This window comes from Limnoraphis robusta BA-68 BA1, from assembly GCF_034932365.1.
Lineage (GTDB): Bacteria > Cyanobacteriota > Cyanobacteriia > Cyanobacteriales > Microcoleaceae > Capilliphycus > Capilliphycus robustus.
Genome location: NZ_JAYGHR010000028.1, coordinates 22,293 through 36,820, shown reverse-complemented (window position 1 = coordinate 36,820; position 14,528 = coordinate 22,293). Strand labels below are relative to the sequence as shown.

Annotated in this window: 14 protein-coding genes and 1 tRNA gene; 8 read left to right on the top strand and 7 right to left on the bottom strand. The window is 44.4% G+C overall.

Features of this window, described 5'->3' with window-relative positions:
• Positions 1-893 precede the first annotated feature (893 nt).
• Positions 894-1,391, top strand: a complete 498-nt coding sequence (locus VB836_RS11670; RefSeq protein ID WP_046277739.1) for a GNAT family N-acetyltransferase — start codon at positions 894-896, stop codon at positions 1,389-1,391.
• Between the two features lie 11 nt (positions 1,392-1,402).
• On the opposite strand, the gene VB836_RS11665 is transcribed toward VB836_RS11670, so the two are convergent.
• The 6 genes from VB836_RS11665 to VB836_RS11640 form a co-directional block, all read right to left on the bottom strand.
• Complete coding sequence (locus VB836_RS11665) at positions 1,403-2,329, bottom strand: sensor histidine kinase (protein WP_323219488.1); 927 nt, start codon at positions 2,327-2,329, stop codon at positions 1,403-1,405.
• Between the two features lie 24 nt (positions 2,330-2,353).
• Positions 2,354-2,953, bottom strand: coding sequence for an L-threonylcarbamoyladenylate synthase (locus VB836_RS11660; RefSeq protein WP_323219487.1), 600 nt, complete (start codon positions 2,951-2,953; stop codon positions 2,354-2,356).
• 398 nt (positions 2,954-3,351) lie between these two features.
• A complete protein-coding gene (gene prmC, locus VB836_RS11655; RefSeq protein ID WP_323219486.1) occupies positions 3,352-4,272 on the bottom strand; it encodes a peptide chain release factor N(5)-glutamine methyltransferase in 921 nt (306 codons plus the stop codon).
• Positions 4,273-4,322: 50 nt separating this feature from the next.
• Positions 4,323-5,111 (bottom strand): Tic22 family protein, encoded by a 789-nt coding sequence (locus VB836_RS11650; RefSeq protein ID WP_323219485.1) that lies wholly within the window; start codon positions 5,109-5,111, stop codon positions 4,323-4,325.
• A gap of 635 nt (positions 5,112-5,746) precedes the next feature.
• Positions 5,747-5,820: transfer RNA gene (locus VB836_RS11645), tRNA-Pro, on the bottom strand.
• 216 nt (positions 5,821-6,036) lie between these two features.
• Positions 6,037-6,585, bottom strand: coding sequence for a GNAT family N-acetyltransferase (locus VB836_RS11640; RefSeq protein ID WP_046277734.1), 549 nt, complete (start codon positions 6,583-6,585; stop codon positions 6,037-6,039).
• A gap of 76 nt (positions 6,586-6,661) precedes the next feature.
• On the opposite strand from VB836_RS11640, the gene VB836_RS11635 reads away from it, so the two are divergent.
• From VB836_RS11635 to VB836_RS11620, 4 genes are all read left to right on the top strand, one after another.
• Positions 6,662-7,387 carry a hypothetical protein gene (locus VB836_RS11635; protein WP_046277733.1) on the top strand — a complete coding sequence of 242 codons (726 nt, stop codon included), beginning with the start codon at positions 6,662-6,664 and terminating at the stop codon, positions 7,385-7,387.
• A 296-nt stretch (positions 7,388-7,683) separates the two neighbouring features.
• Positions 7,684-8,550, top strand: coding sequence for an alpha/beta fold hydrolase (locus VB836_RS11630; RefSeq protein WP_323219484.1), 867 nt, complete (start codon positions 7,684-7,686; stop codon positions 8,548-8,550).
• A gap of 298 nt (positions 8,551-8,848) precedes the next feature.
• The gene (iscB, locus tag VB836_RS11625; protein WP_323219483.1) at positions 8,849-10,123 is read left to right on the top strand and encodes an RNA-guided endonuclease IscB; all 1,275 of its coding nucleotides are present in this window, start codon (positions 8,849-8,851) and stop codon (positions 10,121-10,123) included.
• Positions 10,124-10,297: 174 nt separating this feature from the next.
• On the top strand, positions 10,298-11,149 hold the full coding sequence (locus VB836_RS11620; RefSeq protein ID WP_323219482.1) for a calcium-binding protein: 852 nt from the start codon (positions 10,298-10,300) through the stop codon (positions 11,147-11,149).
• 278 nt (positions 11,150-11,427) lie between these two features.
• On the opposite strand, the gene tsaD is transcribed toward VB836_RS11620, so the two are convergent.
• Positions 11,428-12,471 (bottom strand): tRNA (adenosine(37)-N6)-threonylcarbamoyltransferase complex transferase subunit TsaD, encoded by a 1,044-nt coding sequence (tsaD, locus tag VB836_RS11615; RefSeq protein WP_323219481.1) that lies wholly within the window; start codon positions 12,469-12,471, stop codon positions 11,428-11,430.
• A 257-nt stretch (positions 12,472-12,728) separates the two neighbouring features.
• Between tsaD and VB836_RS11610 the strand changes: the two genes are divergently transcribed.
• The 3 genes from VB836_RS11610 to VB836_RS11600 all read left to right on the top strand — a co-directional run bounded on the left by VB836_RS11610 (position 12,729) and on the right by VB836_RS11600 (position 14,468).
• Positions 12,729-13,217, top strand: a complete 489-nt coding sequence (locus tag VB836_RS11610; protein ID WP_323219480.1) for a Photosystem I reaction center subunit III — start codon at positions 12,729-12,731, stop codon at positions 13,215-13,217.
• A 59-nt stretch (positions 13,218-13,276) separates the two neighbouring features.
• Positions 13,277-13,402, top strand: coding sequence for a photosystem I reaction center subunit IX (psaJ, locus tag VB836_RS11605; RefSeq protein WP_072075533.1), 126 nt, complete (start codon positions 13,277-13,279; stop codon positions 13,400-13,402).
• 256 nt (positions 13,403-13,658) lie between these two features.
• Positions 13,659-14,468 carry a carbon-nitrogen hydrolase family protein gene (locus VB836_RS11600; RefSeq protein WP_323219479.1) on the top strand — a complete coding sequence of 270 codons (810 nt, stop codon included), beginning with the start codon at positions 13,659-13,661 and terminating at the stop codon, positions 14,466-14,468.
• The last annotated feature ends 60 nt before the right edge of the window (positions 14,469-14,528 follow it).

Genomic DNA, 14,528 nt, shown 5'->3' with positions numbered 1-14,528 from the left:
AACAGCCGTTTCTGCTAATGGAGGGGGAGTAAGACCAAAGTTGGGACGCAAGTCCGTTCTAAGGCATTCCCCCGCGATATTAGAAGCCGACACTATAATCGCTTCGATTTAGTGTCGGTAGTTCACAGCGGTATCCCCACACCCTACACCCCACACCCCATCCTCACCGGAATACACAACCCAGAGAGAATATAGTCGTTTCATCAATTCATTAGTTTTACTTTTTCGACTCATAAAAGAAAGCCGAATTTCTGCCATATCCTATACTCAAGTTTCTAGAGTTTTTTCGTCCCACGATACTGAAGCAGACCCCTCAACCTTCCTACTACTCTCGTCAATTGCCCTGAGTGATTTGGATTTATTCAGTTGAAACATCGGTCAAGAATTCAAAAATGCCAGTCCAATGAAATGTCAGGAAATCACCACAAAAATCTCCTCAAAATTTTCAAAAATACTTGATTATTTTGAAAAACTGTTATACATTTAACAGTATGAAGATTGAAATAGCTCTAAAGCTTATCGCCTATTGACACCAGTGGACAAACTAGATCCATAACTGTTATTAGATATCTCAAGGGTAATCTAGAGCATTCCTTCACTCAATCAGTTGATTACCACGAACCTCAACTAGCGGTCTACTTCTACTAATTTTACTCGGTTCAATCTATGCAAAGATCGACAAAGCCACTAAAATTTTGAAAGAACAGTCGCTCTAAGGAATCAGTCAAACTTTCGCTCAAGCCTCTAATCCATAACTTCAGATTGAGCAGATTTCATTAGAGTTGAGTTTTTTGTAAAATTGTAGATTTAGATATAGCTAAAGTTCCCAAATAGCTGAAAATTACAGTCAGTTTGCCTTCAATCTATCTATACAAACAAGGAAAATCGAACTTATGAAAAGCACTGCAAAAGACTATCGTCATATCCAATTCTGTGATGATCGCTCCAAAGTCAATATCGAACAGCTTCAAACCCTCTTTAAACTCGCTGCATTTTGGGCGAAGGAACGATGCTCAGAAGACTTAGAAATTGCAGTTGCTAACAGTAACCCCGTCGTCACCGTTTGGGATGGACAAGAGATGATTGGTTTTGCCCGTGCTACTTCTGATGGAATCTACCGCGCCACCATTTGGGATGTTGTGATTCATCCTGACTATCAAGGCGGAGGACTCGGGCGGAAACTGGTTCAAACCGTCCTCAGTCACCCCCTGATGTGTCGGGTTGAGCGTGTTTATCTGATGACCACTCATCAACAAAAATTTTACGAGCGGATTGGCTTTGAGTACAACGCCAGTACAACGATGGTTTTGTACAATCAACCCTTAGAAAGTTTACCCCGAGCCGAACACCATCTAGAACAAGCGGAAAGTGCAGTTAGCTATAGCGGCTAAATCGGCACAGCTTAGGCTAGAGGGAGCGAACATTGAGTCCGAGTAAAATTGCAGTCCTCTCCCTCAGTCGGAATGGGTACAACCTCTAATGACCCGTTCATCAATCCCAGGAGCGTTTGATTCATTAACAGCCGCATTCCGGGAGAGAGTTCCTCGACTTCAGTATGGGAAACCGAAGTCAAAGCCGTTTGTCGGGCAGATTTGTCTAAAGTAGACTGGAGTAAATCCCAAGATTCACTCCAGGCGCTCACCGGACGTTGATCATCCACCCAAACATAAACCGATCCAGACTCCGGTGAAATACTACTCGATACCTTAACAATTCCTTCCTCCATTTGAGCGATCGCCGTATCAACCAAACTCACTAAAACTTGTCTCAGTCGGGGTCTATCCGCCATAACTCTGACTTGAACATCCGGTTTTTGAAACTTCAGCCGAATACTGCGGTTAGCCGCTTGTAGGTGGGTTAAATCCTCCACTTCCTCAAACATTTCAGCCAATAAAAGCGGCTGAATATTCATCTTTTCCGTACCATGCTCGGTTTTGGCAACTTGGATAATCTCATCAAGCAATCCCACCAATTTTAAAGCTGAACCATAGGCTTGCTGAATAAATTCCTTTTCTTCTTCAGGACTTTCACACAAATCCGACAAAATTAACTGAAGCGTGCCAATAATGCTATTAATAGGCGATCGCAACTCATGGGAGGTACGAGCCAAAAAACCTGCCTTAAACTGGCTCATTTCCAAGGCCATACGATAAGCCAGTTGAGTATTTTTCAACTGCTCAGAAATCCGATGTAACTGCTCTAGATGTGTTGTCAGTTCCGGTTGAGAATTAGAATTTGAAGGTTTTCTCGCCTGACTCGGCAATATTCCCTTAACTCCCAAACCCAGACCTACCCCCACGGCCAAATATACAAATTCACTCCAACCCATTAGCTTAGTATCTCTTCCTATGTGTCATTGAAATTCTAACTTGACAGCTCCTTGGCGTAATACCTTCCACGTTCCATCGGGGTTCCACTGCACTACCGTTGAAGGAATGCACTCTGCTTCTGGTATGATTTTGAATTCACGAGGATGCAGAGTCAACACTTGTGGAAACTGAGCGTCAATGTCAGCCATCGTTAACAAGGGCGGTTGACCCGATAAATTGGCGCTAGTCGTTGCCAAGGGGCCTGTTCGTTGGAGAATGTTGCGAGTGATTTCCGCATTCGGCACCCGTAAACCAATGGTTGTCGGATCGCTAGGGTTGATGGCATGAGGAACTTTTTCACTCGCGGGTAAAACAAGCGTTAAGGCTCCCGGCCAATACTGACGGGCGATTTGACTCCAAACTGACCATTCCTCACCCTGAGTTTGGACAAACGGCCAGAGTGACTCAGGGGTGGCTCCCATCAGAATCAGGGGTTTATCAGCAGAGCGTTGTTTGAGTTGAAAAATCAACTCCGCTCGTTCCGGTTTAACAGCCAATGCCGGAACCGTATCTGTCGGAAAACTGACCACCTGATTTCCTAAAATTGCTGCCTCAACGAGAGTATCCAAAGAAACTTGTGTCATCTTTTCTCTCGGCGGTCAACCCTCGCTTTTAGCGACGGGAGGAAAGCCGTGCCTCCCATAGTTGTATAATTGAAAAATACCGAAATACAAAAATCAAGTAATCGGTTTAGCACCTTGAAAACTCGAGTTTGGGGGTTCCAATCAGGAAAGCTTGATTGGGTAAAAACTCTAAGCAACAAGTACAAAGTCTGACAAGACACCGTACCGCAGGGCTGGCGGAATCGGGACTCTGCAATGGGTCGAAAGTCTGTGGACATGACGTAAGACGGGGACATAATCAACCAAGGTTGGTAGTGTACGCAGATGTGGGTGAAGCAGAAACCGTGCATTGTGAAGTCTAGGAATCCCTCGCTAAAAGCGAGGGGAGGATGTCAACAGTCAGTTAAGCGTTTAAAGTTCTACAGACGATAAGCCCGGGCAAATCGTTGAATTCCCGCTAAATCCGCAATCAGCTCAATTTGAGTGTAACAGCCTTGATCCTTGAGCATCTCAACCACTTGTTCACCCTGTCCGGCCATCATTTCCACCAGCCAGACTCCTCCAGAATGCAAATAAGTCGGCGCCGTTTCTACCAAGTGTTGAATACAAACCAGCCCCGAATCTCCCCCATCTAAGGCTAAATGGGGTTCATGGTTTGCCACCTCGGGCTGTAAAGTTGAAATCATTTTTGTGGGAATATAAGGAGGGTTGGCGATCATTCCACTTACCTGTCCCCGCAAAAATTCTAACGGTTCCCACCATTGGCCCTGATAAAACTGAATGCGGTTAGCAAAACCCAAATCTTCAGCATTTTTTTGAGCGATCGCTAAGGCTTCTTGACTACAATCAACTGCGTGAATCTGAGCTTCCGTTAACACCTCTGCTAGTCCTAGTGCGATCGCCCCACTTCCGGTTCCCAAATCGACCCAATGTCCCCGCCAGAGATCCCCGTGACAATTAAGGGGCTGAGAAGGACTTTTAAGCTGATCCGCCACGCAATCAATGATTAATTCGGTCTCAGGTCTGGGAATCAGCACCGCAGGCGAAACCGTCAAATTAAAATGACGCCAACCAACTACCCCGGTGAGATATTGTAAGGGAACTCGTTGTTTTAGGCGTCGTTCCCACAACTGCATAAAATCTGACCACGGAAGCCGTAAGTTAACCTTTGGGCTGTCCTTAAACGATTCCAAACGCAGACTGAGGCGATCCAAACCTACCCATTCTTGTACGAACCAATCGACTTCAGTTACACAGATATCAGCAGCAATTGCCTCTGCTTTTGCCTTCTGTAACCATTCCCAAAGCTGTTGACCTGTGATCACCGCATTGTCTATCATACTGAATAGGGGTTTGGATGCTCAACCGTTTAACCGAGATTCACAAGCCTTTATCGGCCGCCAGAAGATTGCCGTTGTTGTTGGATATATTCCACTGTTTCGCGAGGGGGAATCAAAATCACCAAGTCTAAAAATTGGTCATTATCCGTGCGAAAGGCTTCGAGTAAAACCTCTAACGGCACGACCTCTATTTTGACCGAAGAAATTAAATCCGGCTGTTGAGTTTTAAACTGTTCTAGCATTCCCTGTAGGTCTTCTTTGGTGAAAAAGAAGGGAATCGCCTGTTTATCGCCCTGTTGGACGGTAATCACGCGATCATCTGCCCCCGCTCTAGCGATGAATAAGGGAACTCCCCGAAACTGATTAATGTCTTGACCATTTGCTTGTAAAACTGACTTGGCTGAGTTTAACTGTTGTTGAGTGGGTACAAAAGCAAACATTAACCGTTCTGGGTTATTTTGATTTTGCTGACCAATTTCATAAATTTTTCCCAGAGGTACAGCCGTGACTTGTACTGAAGAAGCCAGTTGAGGATTTTCGGTTTTCAGCTTGTTAATAAAAGCCAGAGCATCCTGACGACTGATGTACACTTCTACAACAGAAGCACTTTGGCCTCCACTTTCAGCCGTTCCAACCAAAGGTGAACCTTCTGCATCTGTAATGGTGAATACAGGTACAGCCCCCAATTTTTCTAAAATTTGCTCGGGTGTGAGTGCGAGTGCTGGCTGAATTCCCATTGAGAAAAAGCCAGGTATACCCGGAGGTAAGACAGGGTTAATCAGCAGATGACTACCTACTATTCCAAATACCACACTTAAGCGAGCAATTAATTTCATCATCTTTCCCTGTTTTTATTCTGAAAGAACATTAAATCAATAGTTAGACCTATTTTTAGATCTCAGTGCCACACAAATCCCTTTGATTTAACCTACTCTAAGAATGTTTTTTCGGTATCTTTCTAGGTCTGCTACACACTGTTTAGTCAGTCAAGAGGTTAGAATCAATCCTCTCTCAAGTGCTACCCCGGCTGAGTTGTTCCCTTCAATGACTTCAATTTTAGCCTTTGAATTTGATCGGGTTTCGGTGTTGATCTGCTAGAGTTTTGCTCTAGATAGTCAGAGTCTAGAGATGTCAAAATATCAGACTTTAACCTCTCTATTTTTTGAGCGATCGCACTCACATCAACCAAAAACACAAACGTTAAAGCCTATAGGAAAAGGCTACCGTTTTTGTTTGAACACAGACAAGTTCCTAGACGACCTCACCCGAGATTTTTCTCCCACAAACACCCTTTAGTTTTTTTGTTACGGATTATTTAACCATAATTTTTACTCATCCTACCACAATCCCCACTGACCGACCGAACAGACGAGCTACCTCTGAGGTTTCCAGAGTTGGGGAGATTTGAGAGGAATATCACAGACTGCGATCGCATAGCGTGATTGTCTCCGTATTACCAGGTTTAAATGAAGAATCGGGATGACAGGATTTGAACCTGCGACATCCTGCTCCCAAAGCAGGCGCGCTACCAAGCTGCGCTACATCCCGTGAACTGTAATTTTTACAGAACTAACTTTAGTGTACAGCAAATCAGTGAAAATTGCAAAATTTCCATCTCACCAAGAAGTGGGAAATCAGTCACCAGTTAACAGTCAGCAGTCTGGTAGGGGTAATTGATGAATTACCTCTACACAGTCGTCACCCGTTTTTTCACTGTTACCTGTCCCCTGTAACCTATTGTCTTTTGCCTAATCAGCTGTCCCCTCAATCTGGATACCAAAACATTCCCTTAATCCCTTCAGGGTCAGGTATAAAGCCCAAATTTCGATAAAAATCTACAACATGGGGGTCAGCAAACAGAGTAATGTTACTGATATCCTCGCTACGCAACTTTTTGATAATAAACTTCATCAGAGCTTTACCCAAACCGCGATTCTGGAAATCCGGGTGAACCACCACATCCCAGAGCGTGGCATTAAAAGCATGGTCAGAAGTTGCTCTGGCAAACCCAATCAGCCGTCGTTGCTTGCCTTGGAGTTGCCACATCGAAACGACCAAAAAGCTATGTTGGATAGCCTTTCTAACTTTTCGTAAAGGGCGACGAGACCAACCCACCGCACTGCAAAGTTCTTCTAGCTCATAGAGATCGATATCACGATCTGTACTAAAAAAAATGCGACCATTACTATTAGTCGATGTGCGAACTGCCTGGGGTGCAGCATCGCTGTCCCCGTTATTATGAACCTCGTAGTCTGCTGTCGAGGAACTCGAAGTGGAATCAGAACCGCTAAACAAGTTTTTCCAGAAACCCATGCAGGTGTGGTTAAGGTAGTAGACGTTGAATGACCGTACTAGATAGTAGTATATCTCCCGTACCTTCTCCTCAATTATGGCTTTGGGCTTAAAATCGTCAACGCTGGAACTGCTAAAACGCTTCAATCGGGCGTTCCCACAGTTTTATGAGCAATTTGTCAGTAGTGAAATTCAACTCCAAAACCTCAAGCTGGCCTATGAGATTTACAAAACCAGACAAGCGGTTATTGAGATCAAACCCGAGGGAAGTCGAAGTGCGTTGCACTTTGCCTACCGCAATCAGTCTTTTCTTCTGAGCGATATTTTTGGGGTCTTAGCTGCTTACGGTTTAACGATCCATAATCTCAGTCTATACGGACAAATTTATCCTCCGATGTTGGTTTTTATCAAGTTAGTGGTTTCCCGAGGGGGTAAAGCACTCACGGATAAAACCGCAGATAATGTCTGTCGAGCGGTTCGAGAAGCCCTCGCCGGACACTTTGAAGTGGAGGAAATGTTAGCTGTAGAATTTAATCTAGACGCAGGCCTGGAAGATGTTGCTACCGAATTTTATGTTGATCCTGTGTTTCATCTTCCAGCCTTGTTGATAGAAGCCGACAACCAACCTGGCTTATTTTACAAGGTCATGTATGCCATCTGGCAAGAGGATCTGTTAGTCGTCAACGCTAATTTGTTAGTCTGGCGGGGCCGAACCCGTTTAATTCTCTATCTTCTTGGCCCGAACGAAAGCTTAATTCCCGATTACCTTGGCCAAAAAATCGCCGAAGGAATGCGTCAACGACTCATGGGAGAACGGTTTTAAACAGGCAACAGGCAATCATGCAATCTTGCAAAAGGCAAAAGGCAAAAGGCAAAAGGCAATAGGCAACAGGCAAAAACTGGTCACTGATAACTGTCCCCACTGGTCACTGATAACTGTCCCCACTGGTCACTGGTCACTGGTCACTGATAACTGTCCCCACTGGTCACTGGTCACTGGTCACTGATAACTGTCCCCACTGGTCACTGGTCACTGATGACTGGTAACTGGTAACTGGTAACTGGTAACTGGTCACTGGTCACTGTTAACTGGTCACTGAAAAAGGGTAGGATTAACATATGACAACTATCGAGATTCAAGGTGTCAAACACACTTACGAGTTGACCCCACCCACCCCCGAAAATCCTGTTATTGTTTTTATTCACGGCTGGCTGTTGAGCCGTCGCTATTGGCTACCGCTAATTGAACAGTTACAACCTGATTACCAATGTTTGTCCTATGACTTACGGGGGTTTGGTGATTCTCAACTTTTTTCTCAAACAAGGGGTGTATTGGATAAGCCCACTTTCAGCTACACTCCGGCTTCCTACGCCGAAGATTTAGCTTTATTGTTACAACACCTCAAAATTGACCAAGCTTGGCTTGTGGGACATTCTCTCGGGGGAACGATAGCGCTACAGGCTGCTGACCAACTTCCCGAACAGGTGAAGGGGGTTATTTGTGTTAACGCAGGAGGCGGAATTTACCTCAAAGAAGAGTTCGAGAAATTTCGTTCGGCGGGAAAACAAATCGTTAAGTTTCGTCCCCGTTGGCTAGCTACTGTTCCCTTGCTTGATCTTCTGTTTTCCCAGACTCAAGTCGCTCGTCCCATAGCCCGTCACTGGGGACGCCAACGGCTGATTGATTTTGTCGGTGCTGCACCCGAAGCAGCTTTAGGGGCTTTGTTAGACTCCACCACAGAAGCCGAAGTTCATCGTCTCCCTCAATTGGTTTCTCGCCTCAAACAACCTGTTTATTTTTTAGCGGGAACCGAAGATAGAGTCATGGAACCCCAATATGTGCGTTATCTTGCTAGTTTTCACTGGATGTTTAAACAGGGAGACGGTAACGTAATTGAAATTCCCAAGTGCGGACATCTGGCTATGGTAGAGCAAACTGAAGCGATCGCCTCCCACATTTTAACCCTTCTCCAAAAACACCACTAAACAGGGAACAGGGGATAGGGCATAGGGGGTAGGGAAGAAAAAATGAAAAAGAGGGAACAGTCAGCACCCCGCTCTAAAGAGACGGGGCATCATGCCTCCCTTTAGATAGCTGACCAGCCTAAGTCTTAACTGACTACGTTTTTAGGATCATGACACCTATAGATGCTTTCCAGTCTGTAGCTCTGTCGTTAGTTGTTAAACATTCCTACGAGGGGTAAGAAAGTGCAGCTAGCCTGACAAGTTTTAAAAACATTGGCGAGGAAAAAATCACCTATTCACATAGAGTTTGGACACAACAATGTCTAATTATGTCCTGGTAGTAGATACCAACAAAAAACCACTAACACCATGCAAACCTTCTATAGCTCGAAGCCTATTAAAAGCAGGCAAGGCAGCTATTTATCGTCGGTATCCTTTCACTATTGTTTTAAAAAAGGTTATTAAGGAGTTTTCCACGAGTTGTCAGCTAAAAATAGATCCGGGCAGTCGTATAACGGGTTTAGCCTTGCTACTTAATGAGTCAGTTATTTGGGCAGCAGAATTAACTCATCGGGGTCAACAAATAAAGGATGCCTTGCTCAGTCGTCGTCAGCTTCGACGAGAACGTAGAAATCGTAAAACTCGTTACCGTCAAGCCAGATTTTTAAACCGTAAACGTTCGGATGGAAGACTGGCTCCAAGCTTAAATCATCGAGTGCAAACTACTATGACTTGGGTTAACAGACTCACAAAATTTTGCCCGATTGACTGCATATACCAAGAACTGGTTCGGTTCGATACTCAAAAAATTAACAACCCTGAAATATCAGGCACGGAGTATCAGCAAGGGGAATTGCACGGTTACGAGGTTCGAGAATACTTACTAGAGAAATGGAGCAGAAAATGTGCTTATTGTGGGGCTACAGAGACTCCCTTAGAAGTTGAGCATATTAAGCCCAAGTCTAAAGGCGGTTCTGATCGGGTTTCTAATTTAACTATTGCTTGCCATTCATGCAATCAAACTAAATCAAATCAAGAAATTGAGCAGTTTCTATCGGATCAACCGAGTGTACTTAAACGGGTCTTGTCTCAGGCTAAAGCACCTTTAAAAGACGCTGCTGCCATCAACTCTACCCGTTGGAAGTTGTATAACGAGTTCAAGGCAACCGGACTTCAAGTTCACACAGGTTCAGGCGGAATGACTAAATATAATCGTTGTCGTCTAGAACTTCCTAAAGCTGATTGGATTGATGCGGCTTGCGTCGGAAAAATGGAATCCTTAAGCCTAGAAACTAATCAACCTTTATTAATCAAGTCAACCGGACATGGTAGCCGTCAAATGTGCGGGACTAATAAGTATGGGTTTCCTATTCGTCACCGCTCTAGACAACAAGTCCATAAAGGTTTCAAGACAGGAGATATTGTTAAAGCTGTTGTTACCAAAGGCAAAAAGATGGGTATCTATAAAGGTCGTGTCCTTTGTCGAGCTTCTGGCAGTTTTGATATCTCAACGGCTCAGGCGCGAGTATCTGGGATTAATCACAAATATTGCGTTCCTCTACATCAAAAAGATGGGTATCTATATGCTTTTTGATTCTCAGGCGGCAGCCGCTCGTGTCGCGCTTCGGACCCCGAATAAATTCGAGGGGCTTCCGCTCTACCGTATTATTTCCCGTGATTAGTTTTTTTATACTGATAATTAGCATACACACGATCGCAGAACAGTTGAGTACAGTTAAAAGTTAAGTCCTCAACACTCTTAATTGCTATGGTATTTTTTCTCAATGATGGAGGATTTGGTGTCATCAACTTTGGTGGAATTAATCCGCCTTCTCGCGAAACAGTTGTTAATAGCATCGTTGTTCCCCCGATTGTACCCAATGTTCCTTTAGCTGGAGAAGAGGTATTTTTTGAGCTAGAGAATGGAACACTCCGTCCCATTGTACCTGTTACGGGTAATCCAGAAGGGGTTGGGATTTCCGATTTTGAACCTTTTGAAATTAATCCTGTTACCGGAGAAATCACTTCAACAGGTGAGGTAACGTTCAGTACATTTCCCTTCTTTCAATATGGAGGAAACAATAATAGTAGTAACTTAAACGCTACTGAGTTCAACAATTCCGGCAATATTTCCAACTCCTATCAAAGTCACGATGTCTTACTCGGAACTCCCGAAAACGATAGTTTAAACGGTGGTGATGGAAATGATTATCTCAGTGGAGGTTTAGGAAATGATACGCTCAACGGAGATAGCGAAAATGATACTTTATTTGGTGGTCAAGGCAACGACTTGTTAAATGGAGGGACAGGAAATGATATTTTAAGCGGAGATAGAGGTCAAGATATTTTGACTGGGGGTTTAAATTCTGATGTGTTTATTCTTTCAACCTCGGCTGCAACCTCGGATTTTACTCAAGCTGATATTATTACAGATTTTCAAGTCGGAGTTGATCAAATCGGTTTAACAGAAGGGTTAAGCTCTATAAACCTTAACTTAGTTCCCTTTAATTTGCTTGGTAGTCCCGGCACTCTAATTATTAACAATAGCTCAAATACAGCGTTAGGATTTGTTAGCAATATTCCCTCTAATGTACTTTGGAATGGTTTCATTTCAGTGTAAATTGTAGGCAAAAGGCAAAAGCGCAAACTTGCGGCCCGGCGGTTTCCGCCAGAAGCACAGTTTGTAAGAGAGGCAAAAGGCAAAAGGCAAAAGGCAAAAGTCAGAAGTTCAGGAGTTCAGTAGGGGCGGGTTCTTTACAGTTTACAGTTTACAGTTATCAGTGACCAGTTTTTACAGTTATCAGTTATCAGTTATCAGTTATCGGCTATTAGTTATCAGTTATCACTGGTTACTGGTTACTGGTCACTGGTCACTGTTCACTGATAACTGTAAACTGTTCACTGTTCACTGTAAAGCTGCATCACCTCTTCAATTTTGAGCCTAGAAGTTGCCCCTAACGTTAAAGATGATGTATGACCTCGATTGAGATGATCACAGGCTGCACAGGCAATCATGGCGGCGTTATCGGTACAATATTTTAAGGGGGGAAACAAGACTTGGATATTATGAGGATGGGCCGCTTCTTGGAGATAGTGGCGTAAACCGCTATTCGCTGCGACACCCCCACCCACTGCTATGGTATTGAGTCCGTAGTCTAACGCACAGGCGATCGCACGTTTGGTTAAACTGTTGACAACGGTTTGCTGAAAACTGGCTGCAATATCATTAACGGGTAATTCTTGACTCCGTTCAAACTTTTGGACTAGACGCAAAACTGCGGTTTTCAAGCCACTAAAACTGGAATCATAGGGATGATAACTGCCATCGGGTCGAGAAATTTTCCCTTCCGGGAGTGGAAAAGCCTGGGGATTTCCCTCGGTTGCCAGTTTATCAATAATCGGGCCACCCGGATAGCCTAAATTGAGTAGTCTTGCTACTTTATCAAACGCTTCACCTGCGGCATCATCTCGCGTTTGGCCGAGGGTTTCGTATATTCCGCAGTCTAACACCCGAATTAAACTGGTATGACCTCCTGAAACCAACAAACAGAGAAAAGGGGGTTCTAAGTCAGGTTGAGTTAAATAGGTTGCATAAATGTGGCCTTCGAGGTGATGAACGCCTAAAAACGGCTTGTGGTGTAATAGGGCTAGGGTTTTGGCGGCGGTTATCCCAATCAATAAAGCACCCACTAACCCAGGGGCGCAGGTCGCAGCAATGCCATCAATATCAGTCCAGGTGAGTCCAGCTTGGCCTAAAGCTTGGTCAATCAAAAGATTAACGGCTTCGAGGTGATGTCGAGAGGCAATTTCCGGGACAACACCCCCAAATTCTTGATGAATAGCAATTTGGGATGCCACAACGTTGCTGCAAACTTTACGATTTTTTACGATTGCGACCCCGGTTTCGTCACAACTTGTTTCAATTGCTAAAACTGTAGCCATTGACTGATAAATTCTTGATTGAAACGATTGGGTTACTTCTAGTAGCTTAATCATTTAGCGTAACCTGAACACATAGGACATCCAAAACTTTATCCTGTAGGAAAAGAAACTCCCACAAAACCCTCATTAGGGTCAGGGGGAGTCTGTCACGAGGATGTCTTGTACTTTGCTCGAAAGAATTCAGATGGCTTCTCAACGAGCGGTCTGAAACAATTGTACAGAAAACTTATTGTTTTGTAACAAAAGGAAACAGTTCTATGCGACGATTGTTGGCTATAGTTTTAGCTTTTGGTTTGTGGATCAGTATTGTGCCGTCTGCTTCAGCGTATAACTTAACCCCTTGTTCGGAATCTTCAGCATTTCAGCAACGGGCGAAGATTTCCATCGCCAACAGTGGAAACCCGGATCTGGCTAAAGCACGGTTTGAGCGGTATTCTCAAGCGTTGTGTGGGGAAGATGGTCTGCCTCACTTGATTGTAGATGGTAGCCTCGCTCATGCTGGTGAGTTCTTGATTCCCAGTATCTTATTCCTGTATATTGCAGGATGGATTGGTTGGGTTGGTCGGGCTTACCTACAATACGCAAAAACAACCAAAGACCCCGGCGAAAAAGAGATTATTATCGACGTTCCGGTAGCAATCAAATTCATGCTAGGCGGCTTTATCTGGCCTTTAGCGGCACTCAAGCAAGCAACTTCTGGCGAAATGTTTGCCAACGATAACGAAATCACGGTTTCACCCCGCTAATTGGGCTTGAGCCTATCAACTGTTCTGTTTGAATACCTTTCAAAAGGAGATATAATCCCATGAAGAATTTTCTCACCTATCTCTCAACGGCACCTGTATTAGCGGCTGCGTGGTTTGCAATTACGGCTGGAATCTTAATTGAATTCAATCGTTTCTTCCCGGATCTTCTGTTTCACCCGCTCTAAACCGTAATCGGTCATACTAGGAATATCTGGGGGACTGAGAGCGAGGAAATCGAAATAATCCTCAAATCAAGAGGAACAAAATCTTGTCTGTCCTGTCACTGGGATGAACTCGATCCCTCGAAATTGATCCTTATTGATCCTCAGTCCCCCTTGAAGATTCGATAATTCAATCAGAATCTGCCGTTATACTGTTTGGAGATAACGGTAGTTGTCAGTATCGTTTTTCGCTAACTGTCCCCAGGTCGTTTTTGGCTCTATGAGATCCTATCTTGTTGCTGCAATTCAAATGACAAGTCTGCCCAAGCTACAAAAGAATCTAGCTGAGGCAGAAGAGTTAATCGATTTAGCCGTGCGTCGAGGGGCGGAGTTAGTCTGCTTACCAGAGAACTTTTCATTTATGGGCGACGAGCAAGAAAAATCTTCTCAAGCCTCGGAAATCGCTCAACAGACTGAAAAATTCCTCAAAACCACAGCCCAACGCTTTCAAGTGACGTTACTGGCGGGAGGGTTTCCAGTCCCGACTGAAAATAACAAAGTTTATAATACAGCTTTACTGATTGATCCGAGTGGCAATGAATTGGCTCGGTATCAGAAAGTGCATTTATTCGATGTCAACCTGCCCGATGGTAATACCTATCACGAATCTTTTACTGTTATGGCAGGTCAACAGTTACCGTCGGTTTATCAGTCCGAGGAACTGGGAAATTTAGGCTTATCGGTTTGCTATGATGTCCGATTTCCTGAACTTTATCGCCATTTATCCCATCAAGGCGCCCAAGTTCTGTTTGTTCCGGCGGCTTTTACGGCTTATACCGGAAAAGATCACTGGGAAGTGTTGCTGAAAGCCCGAGCCATTGAAAACACCTGTTACGTCGTTGCACCCGCGCAAACGGGAAATCACTATGGTCGGCGCTACACTCACGGTCATGCGATGATTATCGACCCTTGGGGTGTGATTTTAGATGATGCCGGAGATAAACCCGGAGTGGCGATCGCAGAAATTCAACCAACTCGCCTGGAACAAGTGCGTGTCCAAATGCCCTGTCTCAAGCATCGAGTGTTCTAGTTGAGTCAACTTGAATGATCCTTCTTCAGTTAGACTAAACACGATGAGTTCTGCGGAATG

Coding starts and splice junctions, on each gene's coding strand:
- VB836_RS11670 (WP_046277739.1), top strand. CDS start 894: ATGAAAAGCACTGCAAAAGACTATCGTCATATCCAATTCTGTGATGAT.
- VB836_RS11665 (WP_323219488.1), bottom strand. CDS start 2,329: ATGGGTTGGAGTGAATTTGTATATTTGGCCGTGGGGGTAGGTCTGGGT.
- VB836_RS11660 (WP_323219487.1), bottom strand. CDS start 2,953: ATGACACAAGTTTCTTTGGATACTCTCGTTGAGGCAGCAATTTTAGGA.
- prmC (WP_323219486.1), bottom strand. CDS start 4,272: ATGATAGACAATGCGGTGATCACAGGTCAACAGCTTTGGGAATGGTTA.
- VB836_RS11650 (WP_323219485.1), bottom strand. CDS start 5,111: ATGATGAAATTAATTGCTCGCTTAAGTGTGGTATTTGGAATAGTAGGT.
- VB836_RS11640 (WP_046277734.1), bottom strand. CDS start 6,585: ATGGGTTTCTGGAAAAACTTGTTTAGCGGTTCTGATTCCACTTCGAGT.
- VB836_RS11635 (WP_046277733.1), top strand. CDS start 6,662: ATGGCTTTGGGCTTAAAATCGTCAACGCTGGAACTGCTAAAACGCTTC.
- VB836_RS11630 (WP_323219484.1), top strand. CDS start 7,684: ATGACAACTATCGAGATTCAAGGTGTCAAACACACTTACGAGTTGACC.
- iscB (WP_323219483.1), top strand. CDS start 8,849: ATGTCTAATTATGTCCTGGTAGTAGATACCAACAAAAAACCACTAACA.
- VB836_RS11620 (WP_323219482.1), top strand. CDS start 10,298: ATGGTATTTTTTCTCAATGATGGAGGATTTGGTGTCATCAACTTTGGT.
- tsaD (WP_323219481.1), bottom strand. CDS start 12,471: ATGGCTACAGTTTTAGCAATTGAAACAAGTTGTGACGAAACCGGGGTC.
- VB836_RS11610 (WP_323219480.1), top strand. CDS start 12,729: ATGCGACGATTGTTGGCTATAGTTTTAGCTTTTGGTTTGTGGATCAGT.
- psaJ (WP_072075533.1), top strand. CDS start 13,277: ATGAAGAATTTTCTCACCTATCTCTCAACGGCACCTGTATTAGCGGCT.
- VB836_RS11600 (WP_323219479.1), top strand. CDS start 13,659: ATGAGATCCTATCTTGTTGCTGCAATTCAAATGACAAGTCTGCCCAAG.